This is a genomic window from Oceaniovalibus guishaninsula JLT2003 (genome assembly GCF_000299575.1).
GTDB lineage: Bacteria > Pseudomonadota > Alphaproteobacteria > Rhodobacterales > Rhodobacteraceae > Palleronia > Palleronia guishaninsula.
Window position 1 is genome coordinate 29,497 of record NZ_AMGO01000012.1, and the last position, 17,266, is coordinate 46,762.

15 protein-coding genes are annotated in these 17,266 nt (G+C 65.7%); 4 read left to right on the forward strand and 11 right to left on the reverse strand.

What is annotated here, in order from left to right; translation table 11 throughout:
* The first annotated feature begins 5 nt into the window (after positions 1–5).
* Genes OCGS_RS04570 through OCGS_RS04580 form a run of 3 tightly spaced genes read left to right on the forward strand, consistent with a single transcriptional unit; the run spans position 6 to position 3,534 of the window.
* Positions 6–515: a hypothetical protein gene (locus OCGS_RS04570; protein WP_007426063.1), complete on the forward strand. Its 510-nt coding sequence runs from the start codon at positions 6–8 to the stop codon at positions 513–515.
* Positions 512–1,495 carry a glycosyltransferase family 2 protein gene (locus OCGS_RS04575; RefSeq protein WP_007426064.1) on the forward strand — a complete coding sequence of 328 codons (984 nt, stop codon included), beginning with the start codon at positions 512–514 and terminating at the stop codon, positions 1,493–1,495. Before OCGS_RS04570 ends, OCGS_RS04575 begins: the two co-directional genes overlap by 4 nt.
* Entirely contained in the window at positions 1,480–3,534 is a 2,055-nt protein-coding gene (locus OCGS_RS04580) for a glycosyltransferase family 2 protein (protein WP_007426065.1), read from the forward strand. Before OCGS_RS04575 ends, OCGS_RS04580 begins: the two co-directional genes overlap by 16 nt.
* Here the strand turns inward: OCGS_RS04580 and OCGS_RS04585 are convergent.
* The 10 genes from OCGS_RS04585 to OCGS_RS04630 all read right to left on the reverse strand — a co-directional run bounded on the left by OCGS_RS04585 (position 3,531) and on the right by OCGS_RS04630 (position 13,635).
* A complete protein-coding gene (locus OCGS_RS04585; RefSeq protein ID WP_007426066.1) occupies positions 3,531–4,145 on the reverse strand; it encodes an ABC-type transport auxiliary lipoprotein family protein in 615 nt (204 codons plus the stop codon). The two genes, OCGS_RS04580 and OCGS_RS04585, sit on opposite strands and share 4 nt — an antisense overlap.
* Before the next feature lie 4 nt (positions 4,146–4,149).
* On the reverse strand, positions 4,150–5,865 hold the full coding sequence (locus tag OCGS_RS04590) for an MlaD family protein (protein ID WP_007426067.1): 1,716 nt from the start codon (positions 5,863–5,865) through the stop codon (positions 4,150–4,152).
* Positions 5,865–6,656, reverse strand: a complete 792-nt coding sequence (locus OCGS_RS04595; protein WP_007426068.1) for an ABC transporter ATP-binding protein — start codon at positions 6,654–6,656, stop codon at positions 5,865–5,867. The genes OCGS_RS04590 and OCGS_RS04595 overlap by 1 nt, the downstream gene beginning before the upstream one ends.
* 2 nt (positions 6,657–6,658) lie before the next feature.
* Positions 6,659–7,735, reverse strand: a complete 1,077-nt coding sequence (locus tag OCGS_RS04600; protein WP_007426069.1) for an ABC transporter permease — start codon at positions 7,733–7,735, stop codon at positions 6,659–6,661.
* Positions 7,736–7,850: 115 nt separating this feature from the next.
* A complete protein-coding gene (locus OCGS_RS04605; protein WP_007426070.1) occupies positions 7,851–8,822 on the reverse strand; it encodes a branched-chain amino acid ABC transporter permease in 972 nt (323 codons plus the stop codon).
* A complete protein-coding gene (locus OCGS_RS04610; RefSeq protein WP_007426071.1) occupies positions 8,822–9,709 on the reverse strand; it encodes a branched-chain amino acid ABC transporter permease in 888 nt (295 codons plus the stop codon). Before OCGS_RS04610 ends, OCGS_RS04605 begins: the two co-directional genes overlap by 1 nt.
* A gap of 62 nt (positions 9,710–9,771) precedes the next feature.
* A complete protein-coding gene (locus tag OCGS_RS04615; RefSeq protein ID WP_193372850.1) occupies positions 9,772–10,974 on the reverse strand; it encodes an ABC transporter substrate-binding protein in 1,203 nt (400 codons plus the stop codon).
* Between the two features lie 45 nt (positions 10,975–11,019).
* Positions 11,020–11,724 (reverse strand): ABC transporter ATP-binding protein, encoded by a 705-nt coding sequence (locus OCGS_RS04620; RefSeq protein WP_007426073.1) that lies wholly within the window; start codon positions 11,722–11,724, stop codon positions 11,020–11,022.
* Complete coding sequence (locus OCGS_RS04625) at positions 11,717–12,466, reverse strand: ABC transporter ATP-binding protein (RefSeq protein ID WP_007426074.1); 750 nt, start codon at positions 12,464–12,466, stop codon at positions 11,717–11,719. The genes OCGS_RS04620 and OCGS_RS04625 overlap by 8 nt, the downstream gene beginning before the upstream one ends.
* A gap of 80 nt (positions 12,467–12,546) precedes the next feature.
* Positions 12,547–13,635, reverse strand: a complete 1,089-nt coding sequence (locus OCGS_RS04630; protein ID WP_007426075.1) for a TRAP transporter substrate-binding protein — start codon at positions 13,633–13,635, stop codon at positions 12,547–12,549.
* 196 nt (positions 13,636–13,831) lie between these two features.
* Here OCGS_RS04630 and OCGS_RS04635 point away from each other — a divergent pair, with 196 nt between their 5' ends.
* The gene (locus OCGS_RS04635) at positions 13,832–16,105 is read left to right on the forward strand and encodes a CehA/McbA family metallohydrolase (RefSeq protein WP_007426076.1); all 2,274 of its coding nucleotides are present in this window, start codon (positions 13,832–13,834) and stop codon (positions 16,103–16,105) included.
* A gap of 60 nt (positions 16,106–16,165) precedes the next feature.
* Here the strand turns inward: OCGS_RS04635 and dctP are convergent, their stop codons facing one another.
* Complete coding sequence (gene dctP / locus OCGS_RS04640) at positions 16,166–17,260, reverse strand: TRAP transporter substrate-binding protein DctP (RefSeq protein ID WP_007426077.1); 1,095 nt, start codon at positions 17,258–17,260, stop codon at positions 16,166–16,168.
* Between the last annotated feature and the right edge of the window lie 6 nt (positions 17,261–17,266).

Below are 17,266 nucleotides of genomic sequence, written 5' to 3' on the forward strand. Positions count from 1 at the left end.
ACGCCTTGGACGACGCCAACGCGGCGATCCGGTCGCTGCGGGCCGGCACGGCCGGCTGGTCGCGGGTGGTGTCCGATGCGCCGATGGCGGGCGGTATCAAGCTGATGGTCGATCCCGAGGCGCGCGCCGACATCCGGTTGCGCAGTCCCGCCGGGCGGCTGATGGAGATCGAGGCGCGGGTGGAACGGCCCGGACGCTGGCTTGGCCTGCATGTTCCGCTGGCACTTTACCAGACGGCGGGCCTGGGCATCGTGGGCATAACCGCGCGCGCGACCGCGCCCGAGGCGCTGGCGGTTTCGGCTTGCCTGCGGTCGGGGCTGCGCGGCGGGTTCGTCGATGCGTTTTTCGACAAGGCGATGGCCGTCCATTTCCAGCCCCTTCAGCACATCGACACGATGGAGCCCGATCGCCGCGTCGATCTGCCCGCGCGGGCAGACTGGCGCGAACTGATCCTGTTTCTTCCGACCCATTCCTTTTCTCTGTCGCTGCACGATCTGCGGTTCTTCGCGGCATGACGGGGCTTTCGGCCGTTATCCCGGTCTGGAACGACTTCGACGGATTGCTTGCCCTTCTGGACGATATGAAGGCGCTGGCCTGTTTCGACGAGGTGGTGATCGTCGACGATTCTTCGTTTCCCCCGGTGCAGCACCGCCTGGCCGCCCACCCCGAAACGGTGAAAGGATTGCGCGTCGTCCAGCTGCGCAACGCCCAGCAACGCGGGGCCGGTTATGCGCGCAACCGTGGCCTGCGACATGTCACCGCCGATCGTGTGGTGTTTCTGGACAGCGACGACAGGCTGCTGGACGAATTCGGATATCTGGCCGCCGATCTGGCGCAGGAACCTGGCGACGCGTTCGATCTTTGCCTGTTCGCGCATGTCGACAGCCGCGTCGCGTCCGGTGGCGGTTGGGGCCCGCTGCCCGATGACGCGGAACTATGGCGCAAGGCCGGCATCCATGGTCTGCTCGGGCCGCTACCGCGCGCGATGCTGCCTCAAATCATCCAGATCGCCGCCTATCCCTGGAACAAGGTCTATCGCACCGGATTTCTGCGCGAACAGGGGATCGGCTGCACCGAATTGCTGGTGCACAACGATATCGAGCTTCACTGGCGCAGCCTGATCCGGGCCGACCGCATGCTTGTCTCGGACAGGATGGCCGTCTATCACTACGTGCGCGACGGCGCGGGGCGTCTGACCAACCGCCGCGGGGCCGAGAGGGCCGAGGTGACGCGTGCCCTCGCGCCCGTCGCTTGGGATGTGGCGCGGTTGGCACCCGATCTTGCCCCGGCTTTCGCCCGGTTTGCCGTGCGCCTGTTCGACTGGGGGCTGGACACGCTGGAGCCCGAGTTCCGGCAGATTTTCCTCGACCGCGCGCGCGCCTTCCTTGCCGGCGCGTTTGACGAGCGGGCCTTCGCCGCCATCGCTGAAGCAGAGCCCGAGATCGCCGCGCGAATCCTCGACCATCTGGAAGCCGCGCGATGCCAGCCAGCCTGAGCCTGATCGTCACCGCCTATAACGTCGCGCCGTGGGTCGATGCCGCGTTGCACAGCGCGCTGGCGATCCTGCAGCCGGGGGACGAGCTGATCGTCGTCGATGACGGGTCGAGCGATGGAACCGCGGCCCGCATCTCAACCTTCGAACATTTTGCCAAGCGGCCCCCCGAGGTGGCGTTCGTCAAGGTGCTGCTGGCCACGAACACGCCGGGCGGGGTGGGACCGGCCGCGAATATCGGGCTGAGCAGGGCCACGAAGGATATCGTCGCGTTCCTCGACGGGGACGACACGCTTGTGCCCGACGGCTTCAAGGCCGCGCGGTCGATTTTCGAGGCCAGCCTGGCCGGCACCGCGCCTGACGACATCCTGATCGCGGATTACGAGGAATGGAGCGACGGCACCGGCCGGATCACGCGGCCCTTCGATGCCGGGATATGGGCCGAAGCCGTGGCCGCCGCGCCCCGTCACCGGCAGCGGATCGCGCTGCGGATGCAGGCGGTGCCGTGGCGCAAGTTCTATCGGCGCGAATTTCTCGAGGCCCGCCATCTGCGCTTTCCCGAGGGCGAATTCTTCTTCGAGGACAATCCGTTTCACTGGCAGGTCTGCCTCGCCGCGCGCCGCATCGCCTTCACCTCCGAAATCGTTTGCCGTCACCGGCTGGACCGTCCGGGCCGAACGATGCTGGTGCGGGACGGCGCGCTGCTGGCCTTCTTCGACCATTATCGCCGGATATTGACCCTGCCGGGTATGACCCGCGTGCTGCGAGCCGACGCGTTGCGCTGGCTTGTCGTCAACCTACGCTGGCATCCCCAGCGCCTGCGCCAGACCGCCATCGCGGATTGGGTCGCCGCCGCAAGCCGGACGTTGCGCGCCGCGCCGGTCGGGCATTGGCGGACGGTGCGCGACGAAGAACTGCGCGACCCGATCCTGGCAGGGCTGTTCGATGCGCTGCGCAAGGGCGACGTCGGCACGGCCGAACGCCGCCTGATGGCGATATGCGCGGAGCGGGATGCCACGACGCAGCAGCAGGCCATTGCCGAGCTTGAGCGGCGGCTGTCGCAGGCGGAAAGGCAAGGCGCGGCGCAGGTCGCATCGGACCCCGCCCCGTGCAGCGATGATCCGGTGCGCCGCTTCAGTGCCCTGAAGGGAACGACCGCGTTGCCGGTGCCGTCCCTCATTGACCGGCCGCCCGACCCCGAGCCGCCGATCCTGTGGGTCGGGGCGCACAAGACGGGCACGACCTTCCTTCAGGCCTGCCTTGAAGCGTCCACCGATGCGCTGGAAGCGCGCGGTATCGCCTATTTCCCGCGCGAAGCGATGCGCGCCGCGACGATCGTGCCGTTGCTCGACCGGCCTGGCCCGCCGCCTGAATGGCCGACCATGGGCATGGCCGACGGACGCCGGCGCGTCATCTTCGACGAGAATATCCTGGGGCTGTCGCAGAACGTCCTGTCGTCCTTCGGCGTCTATCCCGAAGGAGCAGTACGGTCGTCGGAACTCGCCGACCGGCTGGATCTGCGCGCGCCCCGCCTGGTGCTGGCGATCAGGGACATGACGGGGTTCATTCCGTCGCTTTATTGCGAGGCGCTGAAGGCCGTGCCGTTCCGGCGGTTCCGCGACTTTCTGGAAACGCCGTTCGACCTTTTGTCATGGGTGCCGCTTGTCGATGCGCTGCTGGCGGCCTTTCCGCAATCCGGCCTGACCGTCTATACCGCCGAAGCCCTGCGGGGCAACGAAGCGGTTCTGTGCGAGGCGGTGCTGGGGCTGCCGCGCAGCGATTTCGTTCGCGTCGATCATTCCGAACGTCCGGGATTTTCGCAAGAAGCGGTGAATCGTATCGCGGCGCTTCATGCCGAAGGACGGTGGAGCCGCGCCGCGCAACGACAGATCGTGCGCAGCTATCCAAAGGGGCGCGACTATCCCGCCTTCGATCCCTGGTCGGACAACGAACGCGACCGCCTGCGCGACAGGTTCGCCGAGGATGTTCCGCTGATTGCGGCCCGCGAACGGGTCACACTGGTCGATCCGCGCCGGATCTAGCCGGCGCGGACCACCCAATCGGCGGCCTGTGGCAGAAGGTCGTCGACGATCCGCTGAAAGGCGGCGACGACGGCCAGGGGGGTGTCGTTCACGGCCGGGGCCGACAGGCGGAAACCGCGAGAGGCGATCAAGCTCTGGTCGCGGTCGCGCAGCAGGGTCAGGTCGAAGTCCACCGTTGCGATCATGGCGCCGTCGCGCACGTCGATCTCGAACGCGTCGATCCGGCCAAGAAGCGCGCGGTCGGGGACCGGCCCGCCTTCGCTGGGTCCGACATAGCCGACCCCGCCCGTGGCGGCGATGGACCTGACCAGAAGCGTCTGCAACAGCGCGGGCACTTCATCGGACCAGCGCGCCTCGGGCAGATAGGTGACGGAAACCGGGGTGGGCCTGACGAGGATGCGGTCGCTCGTCAACGCCGCGGGGGCGACGGGGCGCGCGACCAGAAGCGTCTGGCCCGACCGGCGTGTCTGCGTCGGCGCGGCCGGCGGCACAAGATCGTAGGTGTCCAGAACCGTCGCCGCCGCGTTCAGGGACGAGATCGCGTTGCACCCGCCGAGCGAGGCCGCGGCCCCCAGCAAGGCGGCGCGGCGGGTCAGGGATGGGATCGTCATCGGGTCATCTCCGGTATTCGGGCACGCGTTCGTCGAGTATGAACCGCGCAGGGTCGCGTTCGATCCGTCGCACGAGCTGATCCAGGGAACCGACCAGCGTGCGCGCCTCGGCGGCCAGACGACCCAATTCGGGCAGGCCGCCTGTCGCGAAATCGCTAAGCCCCGGCGCGGCGTCCGAAACCGCGCTTTGCACCTGAGCCACCACATCGTCGGCGCGGCCGATCAGGGCGCGCAGGTCGGACGTGATCTGGGGCAGATCGTCGGAAACCCGCGCGGCCGCTTCGCCGATCCGGTCACTGGCGCTGCGAATGTTGCTGAGCGTCGGTTCCAGGTCGGTGTCCAGAGCATCCGTCGCCGCCTGAAACGCATCTCGCGCCGAGGTCAGCGCCCCGTCCGCCGTGTCGAGCGATCCGTCCAGCCTGTCCAGTGTCGCCGTGGCGCGCCGGAATGCGGCGGTCGCGGTTTCCAGGGTTTCGCCGGCATCATCGGTCAAGGGTTCCAGCCCCGCCGTAAAGCCGGTCACATCGTCCGCTACGCGGTCCACGGCGCGTGTGGCGGTACTGACGGCGGCGCGGACATCGCCAACGATGGCGGGAACATCCTGTTCGAACACCGTCTCGATACTCGCCAGTGCGGACCCGACCCGGTCGAGGACGGTACGTGCTTCGGATACCAGCGCCGCGCCGTCGCCATCGACCAGCGCATCGAGGCTTTCGGATGCCTCGGTCACGGCCGCGAAAGCCGTGTCGGCACTGTCGAGCGTCCCTTCGAGTTCGACAAGCCGCGCGTTCAGAAGGTCCGCCGTGCTGCCGAACCCGTCCAGCGTGTCGCCAGCGCGCGCGGCCAGGTCGGCGATGGCCCGGTCCAGCGTTGCGGTCATGTCGTCCAGCCGGGCCACGATTTGGGCGATGTCGTCGCGCATCAAGTTCTCGGCCTGCGCGAACGCGGCGGTCGCGCTGTCGATTGCCGGCGTTGCCTGTTCGATGGCTGTCTGGGCCGCCCCGAAGGCGCCGGTCGCGGCCTGAAGCGTTCCGTCGGCGTTGCCCAGCGTCGTTTCGGCGGCCGCGCCGATCCGGTCCAGCCTTTCGGTGAACTGCCCGATCTGGCCCGCCGCATCGCCGACCGTCCCGGTAATGGCCGAGAAATCGGTCAACGCCTGTTCCAGTCCGCCGGATGCCGCATCCAGATTGCCGAGAATTTCCGTGACATGCGCCTGGTTCTCCGGGCCTGCGAAAGCCTGAAGGCGTGTCAGAAGCTCGGTCGCCTCGGTCAGAAGATCCGGGGCATCCTCGACCAGTTGCTGAACGGTGGACCGCCGCGACGGGATGATCGGGGTCTCTCCGTCAGGGGCGGTCAGGGGCGGCGCTTCGCGGCGGCTGTTGGAGAGCGAGACATAGGAAACCCCCGTCACGCCCTGCGACATCAACTGCGCGACCGTATCCTCGCGCACGGGGGTCGCGGCATCGACCTCAATCTCGGCATAGACCTTGGACGGATCGACGTCCGAGATCCGCAGCGCGATGACCTTGCCCACCGTGATGCCGTTGAACAGCACGTCGCCCGACGCGTCGAGGCCCGACACATCGTCAAAAAAGATGCCGTAGGTTTCATACTGTCGATCAAGCTGCACACTTGCCAGCCAGACGAAGAATCCCAACGCGCCGAGAATCCCGGCAAGGGTGAACGCCCCGATAAGGATGAAATTCGCACGTGTTTCCATCAGCCGACCTCGTCCGTCGCATCCGGTCCCAGCGCCGCGCGGGCACGGGGACCGTGAAAATATTCGCGCACCCAGGGGTGGTCGATCTTCAGCATCTCGGCCATCGTGCCGACAGCCAGCACGCGCTTTTCGGCCAGCACCGCCACCCGGTCGCAGATCGCGTGCAGCGAGTCCAGATCGTGCGTGACCATGAAGACCGTCAGCCCCAGGGCCGATTGCAGTTGGCCGATCAGCCTGTCGAACGCGGCCGCGCCAATAGGATCGAGGCCCGCGGTCGGTTCGTCCAGGAACACGATTTCAGGGTCCAGCGCGATGGCGCGGGCGAAACCCGCGCGCTTCCGCATTCCACCGGACAGTTCCGACGGATACTTGTCTTGCGCGTTTTCGGGCAGGCCGACCATGCGCACCTTGATGCCTGCCAGCGTCTCGCGCAGATCGTCGGGCAGATGCAGTTGTTCGCGCATCGGAGCTTCGACATTCTGACGGACGGTCAGCGACGAAAAGAGCGCGCCGTCCTGAAACATGACACCCCAGCGCCGGCGCAGGCGGCGATATTCGTCGGGCGAGGTGTCGCGCACGCTTTCGCCGAACACCTCGATCCGGCCGGCATCGGGTTTCAGCAGTCCGACGATCTGCTGCAAGAGCACGGATTTCCCGGTGCCGGACCCGCCGACGATGCCGATGATCTCGCCCCGCCTCACATCGAGATCGAGCCCTTCGTGGACGACATGCGTGCCGAAGCTTTTCTTCAGCCCCCGCACCTTGATGATGGAATCGTCGTCCCGCGCCATCGTCAGACCCCCACAATGGCGAAGAAGATCGAGAAGATCGCATCGACGACGATCACCATGAAGATCGCGACGACCACCGAGGTGGATGTCAACCGGCCCAGCGAATCCGCGTTGCCGCCCACTTTCAACCCTTCGTAGCAGCCGATCACGCCGACGATCAGGGCGAAGAACGGGGCCTTGATGATACCGACCAGAAAGTGCCAGACATCGGTATTGGCCACCAGACGTGACTGAAAGACCGCCGGCGACACGCCCAGTTCGATCCAGGCCATCATCGCGCCGCCAAGCAGCCCCGCGACATCGGCCAGAAAACCCAGAACCGGCAGCATCAGCATCAGCGCCAGCACCCGCGGCACGACCAGAATGGCGATCGGGTCGAGGCCAAGCGTGCGCATGGCGTCCACTTCCTCGCGCATCTTCATCGAACCGATGGCGGCGGTGAAAGCCGATCCCGACCGCCCGGCCACGATGATCGCGGTCAGCAGGATGCCCAGTTCGCGCAGCACGGCGATGGCGATCAGATCGACGACAAAAACCTCGGCCCCGAACTGGCGTAGCTGGGCGGCCCCCTGAAACGCCAGCACGACGCCGATCAGGAACGACATCAGCACGACGATCGGCACGGCGTTCAGGCCGGTATCCTGCATGTGATGGACAAGCGACGTGATCCGCAGGCGACGCGGATGCATGACGATCCCACCCATCGTCGCGACGACCTGCCCCAGGAAACCCGTCAACTCGACCGCAATGCGCGCGAAGCCGACGGTGGCCCGGCCAAAGCGTTCGATCCTTTCGGCAAGGCCCGCGCGTTGCGGCGGTGGGCTGTCCTCGGGCGGCATGTTCTGGCTGACGGCATCGAGGATCTGCCGCTGCGCCCAGCTCGCCCCTTCGACCGGGATCTCGTCCTGTCGTCGAAGTCGCCGTTTGCAGTCCAGAACGAACCACGCGCCCGCCGTGTCCAGATGGCCGACATCCGAGATGTCGATGCGGCTCGCGTCGCCCAGATCGTGCGGCAGACCGGCGACCGAGTCGATCCCCAGATCGCCGGAAAAGGCCAGTGTGCCGTCGCTGACTGTCATCTGAGGCGGCCGTGCGGACGGCGTTGTCGGGGCGTCGGCCATACTGCTTGCGTTCCGGGCTGCGTCGATCACCCGGTCATAGGCAACCGCCGCACGAATGAAAACGGCATGCCGATCAAAGCGGCCGCTTCAGCCAGCGCGACAGCACGCCCACGATCCCTTCGCGGAACAGCAGCACGCCAAGGACGAAGATCACCCCCTGGATGATCGTCACCCAGGCCCCGAAGGTCGCCAGATAGTTCTGCAAGGTGACGATGACCGTCGCGCCGACCAGCGGGCCGAATACGGTGCCCATCCCGCCAAGCAACGTCATCAGCACGACTTCGCCCGACATGGACCAGTGCACGTCGGTCAGCGAGGCAAGCTGGAACACCAGGCTTTTGGTCGCGCCCGCCAGCCCGGCGAAGGTCGCCGACAGGGTGAATACGATCAGCTTGTAGCGGTTGACGCTGTAGCCGAGCGAGATCGCGCGCGGTTCGTTTTCGCGGATTGCCTTGAGGATCTGGCCGAACGGCGAATGGACGATCCGATAAAGAAACAGGATCCCGCCGAATGTGATCGCCAGAACGAAGAAATACAGCGCCATGTTGTCGTGCAGCGAGATCGCGCCGAACAGATCGCCGCGCGGCACGGCCTGGATGCCGTCTTCGCCGCCGGTGAATTCGGCTTGCAGGGCGAAGAAATAGAACATCTGCGCGAAGGCCAGCGTAACCATCGCGAAATAGATGCCCTGCCTGCGGATCGCCAGCGCGCCGATGCCCAGCCCCAGAAGGGCGGCCGCCGCGGTTCCGGTCAGCACCGCCAGTTCCGGCGTGAACCCCCAGACCTTCGCGGCATGGGCCGCGACATAGCTTGCACCGCCGAAATAGGCCGCATGGCCGAACGACAGCAATCCGCCGAATCCCAGCAGAAGGTTGAAGGCGGCGGCGAACAGCGCAAAGCACATTACCTTCATCGCGAAGATCGGGTAGACGACGAAGGGCAGGACGATCAGCAGCACCAGAAGGGCCGCAAACAGCGCCTTGTGCAGCGGCGGCATGCCCGCAGCCCGCTGGGCCGGAACGTGGTCGGGTGTCGTGTCGGTCATCAGTTCGCCCTCCCGAACAGGCCTTCGGGCTTGATCATCAGGACGATGGCCATGATCACGAAGATCACCACCGCCGATCCTTCGGGATAGAACACGCGCGTCAACCCCTCGATCAGGCCAAGGCCATAGCCGGTGACGATGGCGCCGAGGATCGACCCCATACCGCCGATTACCACGACCGCGAAAACGACGATGATCAGGTCGGCGCCCATGTTGGGGTTCACCGAATAGATGGGCGCCGCCAGAACGCCCGCGAATCCCGCCAGCGCCACGCCGAACGCATAGGTCAGCATGATCATGCGCGGCACGTTGATGCCGAACGCGCCGACCAGAACAGGGTTCTCGGTCGCCGCGCGCAGATAGGCGCCAAGGCGGGTCTTCTCGATCATGAACCACGTTCCCAGGCAGGCGATGACGGATGCGACCACGACCCAGGCGCGATAGTTCGGCAGATACATGAACCCCAGGTTTTGGCCGCCCGACAGCAGGTCGGGAATCTGATAGGGCTGCCCCGAGATGCCGTAATAGTTGCGGAACAGCCCTTGAATGATCAACGCGACCCCGAAGGTCAGCAGCAGGCCATAAAGATGATCGAGCTTGTAGAGGCGGGACAGCGCGAACCGTTCCAGCAGCAGCCCGGTCGCCCCGACGATCAGCGGCGACGCGATCAGCGCCCACCAGTAACCGATCCCCAGATAGGCCAGCAGCATCCACGCCACGAACGCGCCCATCATGTATTGCGCGCCGTGGCTGAAGTTGATGATGTTCAGAAGGCCGAAGATCACCGCCAGCCCAAGCGACAGCACGGCATAGAACGACCCGTTGATAAGCCCCAGAAGAAGCTGACCCAGCAGCACCTGCGGCGGTATTCCCAGAAGCTCGAACATGGTTTCCCTGTCGCGTTTCGTTGGCTGAGCAGCGCGCCGGACGTCCCGACGCGCCGGATGGCCTAGCCTGCCGTCTTGGTGAAGTCGCATTCCTCGATCATCGGCAGGAACGCCTCCTCGCCCGAGATGACGGCCTTCTGATCATAGAGGTCCCATTCGCCCTGCGTCTGATCGGGCGACTTGACCTCGAACAGATACATGTCGTGGATCACCCGCCCGTCGCCGCGGACATAGCCCTTGCCGAACAGCGGGTCGTCGAAGGGCATTTCCTTCATCTTCGCGGCCACTTCCAGCGCGTCGGTGCTGCCCACCGCCTCGACCGCGCGCAGATACTGCATCGTGCCGGAATAGACGCCGGCATGCACCATCGTCGGCTTGGCACCGTGCCGTTCTTCGAACCGTTCGGACCATTCGCGCGTCCCGTCGTTCTGGTCCCAATAGAACGCTTCGGTCAATTGCAGCCCCTGCGCCACGTCGGTCCCCAGCGCGTGCACGTCGGTTACGAACATCAGCAGCGCCGCCAGCGACTGACCCCCCTGGGTTATGCCGAATTCGGATGCCTGCTTGATCGCGTTGACGGTATCGCCGCCGGCATTCGCCAACCCGATGACATTGGCGCCGCTGCCCTGCGCTTGAAGCAGAAACGACGAGAAGTCCGTCGCGGGAAAGGGATGCCGGACGGTGCCCACCACCTCGCCGCCGTTTTCCTGCACGACTTTCGATGTTTCGTCTTCCAGCGAATGGCCGAAGGCATAGTCGGCGGTCAGGAAGAACCACTTGTCGCCGCCCGCTTCGGTGATGGCCTTTCCGGTACCGGTCGCAAGCGCCGCGGTGTCGTAGGTCCAGTGGATCGTGGTCGGCTGGCACTGGCCGCGTGTCAGCTCCGTGGTGCCGGCGCCCGAATCGATGAGGATGCCGCCCATCTGGCTGCTGATCTCGGCCACGGCCAGCGCGACCGACGATGTCGGTACGTCGAGGATGGCATCCACGCCCTCCTGATCGTACCATTGCCGGGCGATGTTCGCGCCGATGTCGGGCTTGTTCTGATGGTCGGCAGACAGAATCTCTACATCCAGGCCCTTCTCCTCGGCGTTGAAATCCTCGACCGCCATGCGCGCGGCGACGACCGATCCCTCGCCCGACAGATCGGCATAGACGCCCGATCTGTCGTTCAGCACGCCCAGCGTGACCTCGATGGTGTCCTGCGCCAGCGCGCCGCCGGTCATGGCCGCCAGCGCGGCGCTTCCCATCAGTATCGTCTTCATCATCCGCTCTCTCCCTGATGCGGCGCGTTTGCGCCAGTTGAACGCTCAGACGCCCAGATAGGCGTGCAGCTTGTCCATGTTCGCGTCGATCTCGCGCCCGTCGATCATGTCGACGACGCGGCCCTGATCGACAACGTGGTGCCGGTCGGCGACCGATGCGGCGAACCGGAAATTCTGTTCGACCAGAACGACGGTAAATCCTTCGGTCTTCAGCGTCTGGATGGTCCGGCCGATCTGCTGCACGATGACCGGGGCCAGTCCTTCGGTCGGCTCGTCCAGCAGCAGCAGCCGCGCGCCGGTGCGCAGGATGCGCGCGATGGCCAGCATCTGCTGCTCTCCTCCCGACAGCTTGGTTCCCTGGCTGCGGCGCCGTTCGTGCAGGTTCGGAAAAAGGTCGAAGATGCGATTCAGCGCCAGCCCGCCATCGGCGATCCGCGGCGGTAGCATCAGGTTCTCCTCGACGCTGAGCGAGGCGAAGATCCCGCGCTCCTCGGGGCACAGCGCGATGCCCTGCCGCGCGATATGGCGCGGCTCCATTCCGATTGTCTCGGTGCCGGAATAGACGACCGACCCCGTCCGTTTGGACAGGATCCCCATGATCGCCAGCAGCGTCGATGTCTTGCCCGCGCCGTTGCGGCCCAGCAACGTCACCACCTCGCCTTCGCGCACGTCGAAATCAATGCCGTGCAGGACGTGGCTTTCGCCGTACCAGCCGTTCAGATCGCGCACCTTCAGCAGCGGTTCAGTCATGCCCGGCTCCGATATAGGCGTCGATGACGGCGGGGGCTTTGGAAACGGTGGCATAATCCCCCTCGGCCAGAATCTCGCCACGCGCCAGCACGGTGATGCGATCCGACAGATCGGCGACGACCGACAGGTTGTGTTCGACCATGAGGATCGTGCGGTTCCGGGCGATACGACGGATCAGGGCGCTGATGCGGGTCACATCCTCCTGCGCCATGCCGGCCATCGGTTCATCCAGCAGCAGCATCCGGGGATCGAGCGCCAGCGTCGTCGCGATTTCCAGCGCGCGCTTGCGGCCGTACGAAAGTTCGCCCGCGCGGTGATGAACGAAATCGGAAAGACCGACATCGTCCACATGGCCGCGCGCCTCACCGTCGTAGCGCGCAAGCACCTTCTCGGACCGCCAGAAGTCATAGCTTTCGCCGCGGGCGCGCTGCAGCGCGATACGGACGTTTTCCAGCACGCTCAGATCCGCGAAGACGGCCGAGATCTGGAACGATCGGACCATCCCCAGCCGCGCGATCCCGGCGGGCGACATGCGGGTGATGTCGCGTCCGAAATAGGTGATGGTGCCCGATGTCGGCTGAAGGAATTTGGTCAGCAGGTTGAAGAACGTGGTCTTGCCCGCGCCATTGGGTCCGATCAGGGCGTGGATCGACCCCTCGGTCACCTTCAGCGACACATCGTTGACAGCGACGAAGCCCCTGAATTCCTTTGTGAGGCCCCGCGCTTCGAGAGCGACCTGCATTCCAGTCCGGTTCCCGTCTGACGCCGATCCGTCGGACGGGACCGCGCCGGCGGCCGGTCCCGTCCCGCGATGTTCCGCCATCAAATCTCCAGATACTTGCGGCGGGCCTCGATGAAGGCGCCGTCGGCATCCTGCGTGCGCGAGCGCAGCAGCCGGAGAGCGTCGAGGAAGCTGGTGGCCGTCCGCTGCGTCAGATCGTCCGACGAGTCGCGCACGCCCAGCAGCAGCTCCTTGGATGCGTTGGCACCCGCCTCGATGATTTCGTCGGGGAACTGGCGCACCGTGACGCCGTGATCGTTCACCAGCGTTTGAAGCGCGCGCGGATCGTTGGCGATAAAGTCCGCCGTCACCTGATCGTATTCCGCTTGCGATACGTCGCGGATGATCGCCTGAAGGTCGTCGGGAAGGTCGAGATATTTCGCTTTGTCCACGACCAGCTCGGTCGCGAGGCCCGGTTCCACGAACGACGGGAAATAGTAATTCTTGGCGACCTGATAGAAGCCGAGAGCGAGGTCGTTGTAGGGGCCGACGAACTCGGCCGCGTCCAGCGTTCCCGACTGAAGCGCCTGGAAAATTTCGCCTGCGGCCATGTTGGTCACGGTCGCGCCCAGCTTTTCCCAGACCTGACCGCCAAGGCCCGGCGTGCGGAAGCGCAGGCCACTGATCGAATCGAGACCCGTCAGCTCGTCTCGGAACCAGCCGCCGGCCTGCACGCCGGTATTGCCGGACATGAATCCCTTGACCCCGAACTGGTCATAGATCTCGTCCCAGATTTCCTGACCGCCCAGATAACGGACCCAGGCCGAAAGCTCGCCCGTGGTCATGCCGTAGGGGACGCCGGTGAAAAAGTTCAGCGCTTGCGACTTGTTCTGCCAATAATAGGCGGCCGAATGGCTGAGTTCGGCAGTGCCGTCGATGACGGCGTCCAGCGCCTGCAAGGGCGGCACCAGTTCGCCCGCGGAATAGACCTGGATGGTCAGCCGCCCACCGGAGGCCGCCGTGATGCGATCGGCCATCCGCTGCGCGCCGACGCCCAGACCGGGGAAGTTCTTGGGCCAGGTCGTGACCATCCGCCACGTCATGTTGCCCTGCGCGATGGCGGGCGCGGACAGTGCCGCAAGTCCGGTTCCGGCCGCCGCGGTGGTGGTAAGGAAAGAACGTCTGTCCATGGGTCGCCTCCCTGCGATCTCGGTCTTGGCGCCTGTCGTGCGGGCGCGGATGCGCGAACTAAAGCGATCCTGCCGCCCGGTGTCCAGCGCCCTGACGGCGATTGGTTAGTCCGCGTCGCGGCCCCATGTTTCCATTCGGTCGCCGGCTGGCCATACTGGCTGGTGCGGGTCCCATCATCGAAAGGCAGTGACGGCTATGTCCTTGAAGCATCTTCTACTGACAGGGGCGGCCATCGGCGCCGCGCTTCCGGCGATGGCCGATGTACGGGTGACGCGCGGCCCGTCGCCCATCCCTGACGGCGAGGCGCTGGCCGCGGGCGACATCACGCTGGCGAACGACCGCCTTGCGGTGACGTTGGCCGTCGACTCGCAGGCGCCCTGGGGCGTGCCGCGAGGGGCCATCGTGGATCTGGCGGCCGTCAAGGACGGTCAGCCCGACCTCGACCGGATCGCCTTCGCCGATTTCATCCCGAACAACTGGTCGTCGTGGCCCAATACCAGGACCGAAGCCGAGATCGTGACGGACACGCCGCAGAAGGCCGTCGTGCGGATCGTTCGCGACTTCGGCGCGGCCGAGATCGACACGACCTATACGCTGGAGAATGGTTCGGATCGGATCCACCTGACCACGACGATGACGAACAACGGCGACGCCGCGATGGACGGCCTGTTGTCGGGTTTCACGCTGTGGCCCGACAGCGGCTATCTGTTCCCGGTGCCCGGCGTCGCGGAATCCGACGACAAGTCGGCGGCGGGCGCGCTGGCCGACCGCGTCGTCGCCTATGACCGCGACTGGTTCATCGCGCTGCACGCGCCCTATTTCGATCATGTCGATTACGACACCAAGGACCTCTATCTCGGTCACGATCTGGCGCCGGGCGAAAGCCGCAGCTTCGAGGGGTGGCTTCAGGTCGGGCCGACCGGCGACCTCGCCCCCGTTCTGGCGGCCGAGATCGCGCGCGGCACGCCCGGTTCGGGAACGCTGACCGGCACGATCGAATCGTCCGGCACACTTGTGAAGCAATCTGTGCTGGTGGTTGAAAAGTCGGGCACACCCTATGCCTGGACGCTGACGCCGGACGGCAACTACCAGATCCCGCTGCCCGCGGGCGATTATTCCGTTTATGCGACAGCGGCGGGCTATTCGCAGTCCGCGCCGCGCAGCGTGACGCTGACGCAAGGGCAGTCGGCAGCGCTGGATTTCGAGGATCTGCAACCGCCCGGCACGCTGCGTTTCAATGTCACGGACGGCGAGGGGCAGCCCCGCGACGCCCGGATCGAGATCGCCGAAGGTCAGGCGCCGCTGGTCGAGTTTCTGGGCCGCCGCACGTTTTTTACAGAACTGGACGACATCGGCCATGTCGAAGCGCAACTTGCACCGGGCGAGTATGTCTTCAGCGTCGGCCACGGGGCGGGTTTCCTCGGCCTCGCTCAGCAGGTGCCGGCGACGGTCGAGGCCGGCGCTGCGTCCGATATTGATGTGACGCTGGACCTTGTCGCGCAGCCGCAGGAAGACGGCTGGCTGGCCTCGGACATGCATCATCATGCGGATCAGCTTGAAGGGACCACGCCGCCCGAATGGGTCGCGCGCAGCGAACTGGCGGCCGGTCTGGACGTGATTTTCGTCAGCGACCACGATTCGACCGCGAACTACGAGACTTTGGCCAGTATCGCGGAAGACCGGGACGTGCCGTTCATCCCGTCGATCGAGCTTTCGCCGTCATGGGGGCATTTCAACGCCTATCCGCTGGACCTGGACGCCGAATTGCAGGTCGATACATCGACCGCGACCGCGGCCGAGATTCTGGCCGAAGCGCGGCGGATGGGGGCGGACGCGATCCAGTCGAACCACCCCTTCATCCCCTACGGCTATCTGGCCAGCCTGGAGGCGGGAACCGTGCCGGGCGGCTTCGCGTCCGATATCGACCTGCTGGAACTGAACGGTCCCGACGACGATGCCCGCGTTTTCGAACGGGCAGGGCATCTGTGGTCGCGGGGGCAGCGTATCTATCTGTCGGGCGGATCGGACGCGCACGACGTCTGGAACGACGCGACCGGATCCGCGCGGGCCTATGTCCATGTCCCCGGCCAACCCAGCGCCGAAGGGTTCGTGGCGGGCTTGAAGGACGGGCATGCCTACGTCACGCGCGGCCCGCTGATCGCACCCGACGTCATGTTCGGATCCGCGCTGCGCATCGCACCGGGCACCGAACGGTCAGTCGCGTTCGATCTGACAGCCGTCAACGGCCTTGTCCGCGCGACCCTGACCGGACCCGACGGGCAGATCGCCAGCCAGGACTTCGCCGACAGCCCGATGGCATCCACCGCGTCCTTCACGGTGACGGCAACGCCGCGGGACGGGACCGACTGGATCGCGCTGACGGTCGAGGATGCGGAAGGCAAGATGGCGTTCACGAACCCCATTTGGATCAACCCGATTTCCGTCGAGGCGATCACCGCCGCCGAATAGCGCAAACGACAACGGCCGGGCGATGACCCGGCCGTTTCCCTTTTCTGTTGGATGGCGGTCTTACTGCCCTTCGGCGCAGGCACGGATCGGCTCGATTTCGGGGCCGTCGGGCGTGCGGCCCAGATTGAACGGGACCGAAGCATCGCGCCATTGGGCGTAATCCGCCAGGTATTCAAGCTGGCTGAGATAGACCTTCGCGGAAGTCGGGTTCTCGCACGCCACTTCGGTGATGACCTCGTTGGCGATCTTCTGGACTTCGGCCAGCGTCTCGTCGTCATAGCGGGTGATGTTCACGGCTTCGTCCCACTTCGCATAGGCTTCCGTCGCGCGCTTTTCGGTGAAGGCCAGCGACCACAGCAGGTTCGCCGTCGCGGCCGTTTCCAGCGCATTCTGCGTCTCGGGCGACAGGGCGTCCCAGGCGTCCTTGTTGATCATCACGCCGAAAACCGATGCCGACTGGTGCCAGCCGGGCGTCGCCCAGTCGCTTGTGACCTGCTGGAAACCGCCCGACCAGTCCACGTTCGGGGTCGAGAATTCGGCGCCGTCGATCACGCCGCGTTCCAGGGCCTGATAGATTTCGCCACCCGCCATCGACACCTGCGAGCCGCCCAGCCGTTCCAGGATCCGCCCCTGTTCCAGCCCCGAGACACGCAGACGCATCCCTTGCAGGTCGGCAAGGTTCTGAAGCGGCTTGTTGGTGTGGAAGCCCGATTCGTTGTTCGTCACGCCGTAGGGCAGATAGACCATGCCGAAGCGGCCATAGACCTCGTCGTAAATCTCGGCCCCGCCCCATTCCTGGATCCAGTTGACGTAATCGACGGCGTTGAACAGCGACGGCGTGGTGGCCAGCGGCGAGAAGGCCGCGTCGCGCCCGGCCCAATAGCCCGGCCAGTCGGCCCCGGCCTGCACGACGCCGTTCTGCACCGCGCCAAAGACCTCGCCCGCGGGCACAAGGCTGCCGCCTTCGAAGAAGTCGATCTGCAAGGCGTCGCCGGTCAGGGCGTTGGCCAGTTCGACGAAGTGCCTGTCGATCTCGATCAGTTCCAGCGAGCTGGGCCATGTCGTCGTCATCTGCCAGTTGGCATCCTGCGCCGTCGCGGCACCGGCGATCGCGGCGGCAGCCAGCGCCGCCCCGGTCATTCCTGCATAGGTCATCGTCAT

Bases quoted from the DNA above. Each gene is read 5' to 3' on its own strand.
- OCGS_RS04575 (WP_007426064.1), top strand. From the start codon at position 512: ATGACGGGGCTTTCGGCCGTTATCCCGGTCTGGAACGACTTCGACGGA.
- OCGS_RS04580 (WP_007426065.1), top strand. From the start codon at position 1,480: ATGCCAGCCAGCCTGAGCCTGATCGTCACCGCCTATAACGTCGCGCCG.
- OCGS_RS04585 (WP_007426066.1), bottom strand. From the start codon at position 4,145: ATGACGATCCCATCCCTGACCCGCCGCGCCGCCTTGCTGGGGGCCGCG.
- OCGS_RS04590 (WP_007426067.1), bottom strand. From the start codon at position 5,865: ATGGAAACACGTGCGAATTTCATCCTTATCGGGGCGTTCACCCTTGCC.
- OCGS_RS04595 (WP_007426068.1), bottom strand. From the start codon at position 6,656: ATGGCGCGGGACGACGATTCCATCATCAAGGTGCGGGGGCTGAAGAAA.
- OCGS_RS04600 (WP_007426069.1), bottom strand. From the start codon at position 7,735: ATGACAGTCAGCGACGGCACACTGGCCTTTTCCGGCGATCTGGGGATC.
- OCGS_RS04605 (WP_007426070.1), bottom strand. From the start codon at position 8,822: ATGACCGACACGACACCCGACCACGTTCCGGCCCAGCGGGCTGCGGGC.
- OCGS_RS04610 (WP_007426071.1), bottom strand. From the start codon at position 9,709: ATGTTCGAGCTTCTGGGAATACCGCCGCAGGTGCTGCTGGGTCAGCTT.
- OCGS_RS04615 (WP_193372850.1), bottom strand. From the start codon at position 10,974: ATGAAGACGATACTGATGGGAAGCGCCGCGCTGGCGGCCATGACCGGC.
- OCGS_RS04620 (WP_007426073.1), bottom strand. From the start codon at position 11,724: ATGACTGAACCGCTGCTGAAGGTGCGCGATCTGAACGGCTGGTACGGC.
- OCGS_RS04625 (WP_007426074.1), bottom strand. From the start codon at position 12,466: ATGCAGGTCGCTCTCGAAGCGCGGGGCCTCACAAAGGAATTCAGGGGC.
- OCGS_RS04630 (WP_007426075.1), bottom strand. From the start codon at position 13,635: ATGGACAGACGTTCTTTCCTTACCACCACCGCGGCGGCCGGAACCGGA.
- OCGS_RS04635 (WP_007426076.1), top strand. From the start codon at position 13,832: ATGTCCTTGAAGCATCTTCTACTGACAGGGGCGGCCATCGGCGCCGCG.
- dctP (WP_007426077.1), bottom strand. From the start codon at position 17,260: ATGACCTATGCAGGAATGACCGGGGCGGCGCTGGCTGCCGCCGCGATC.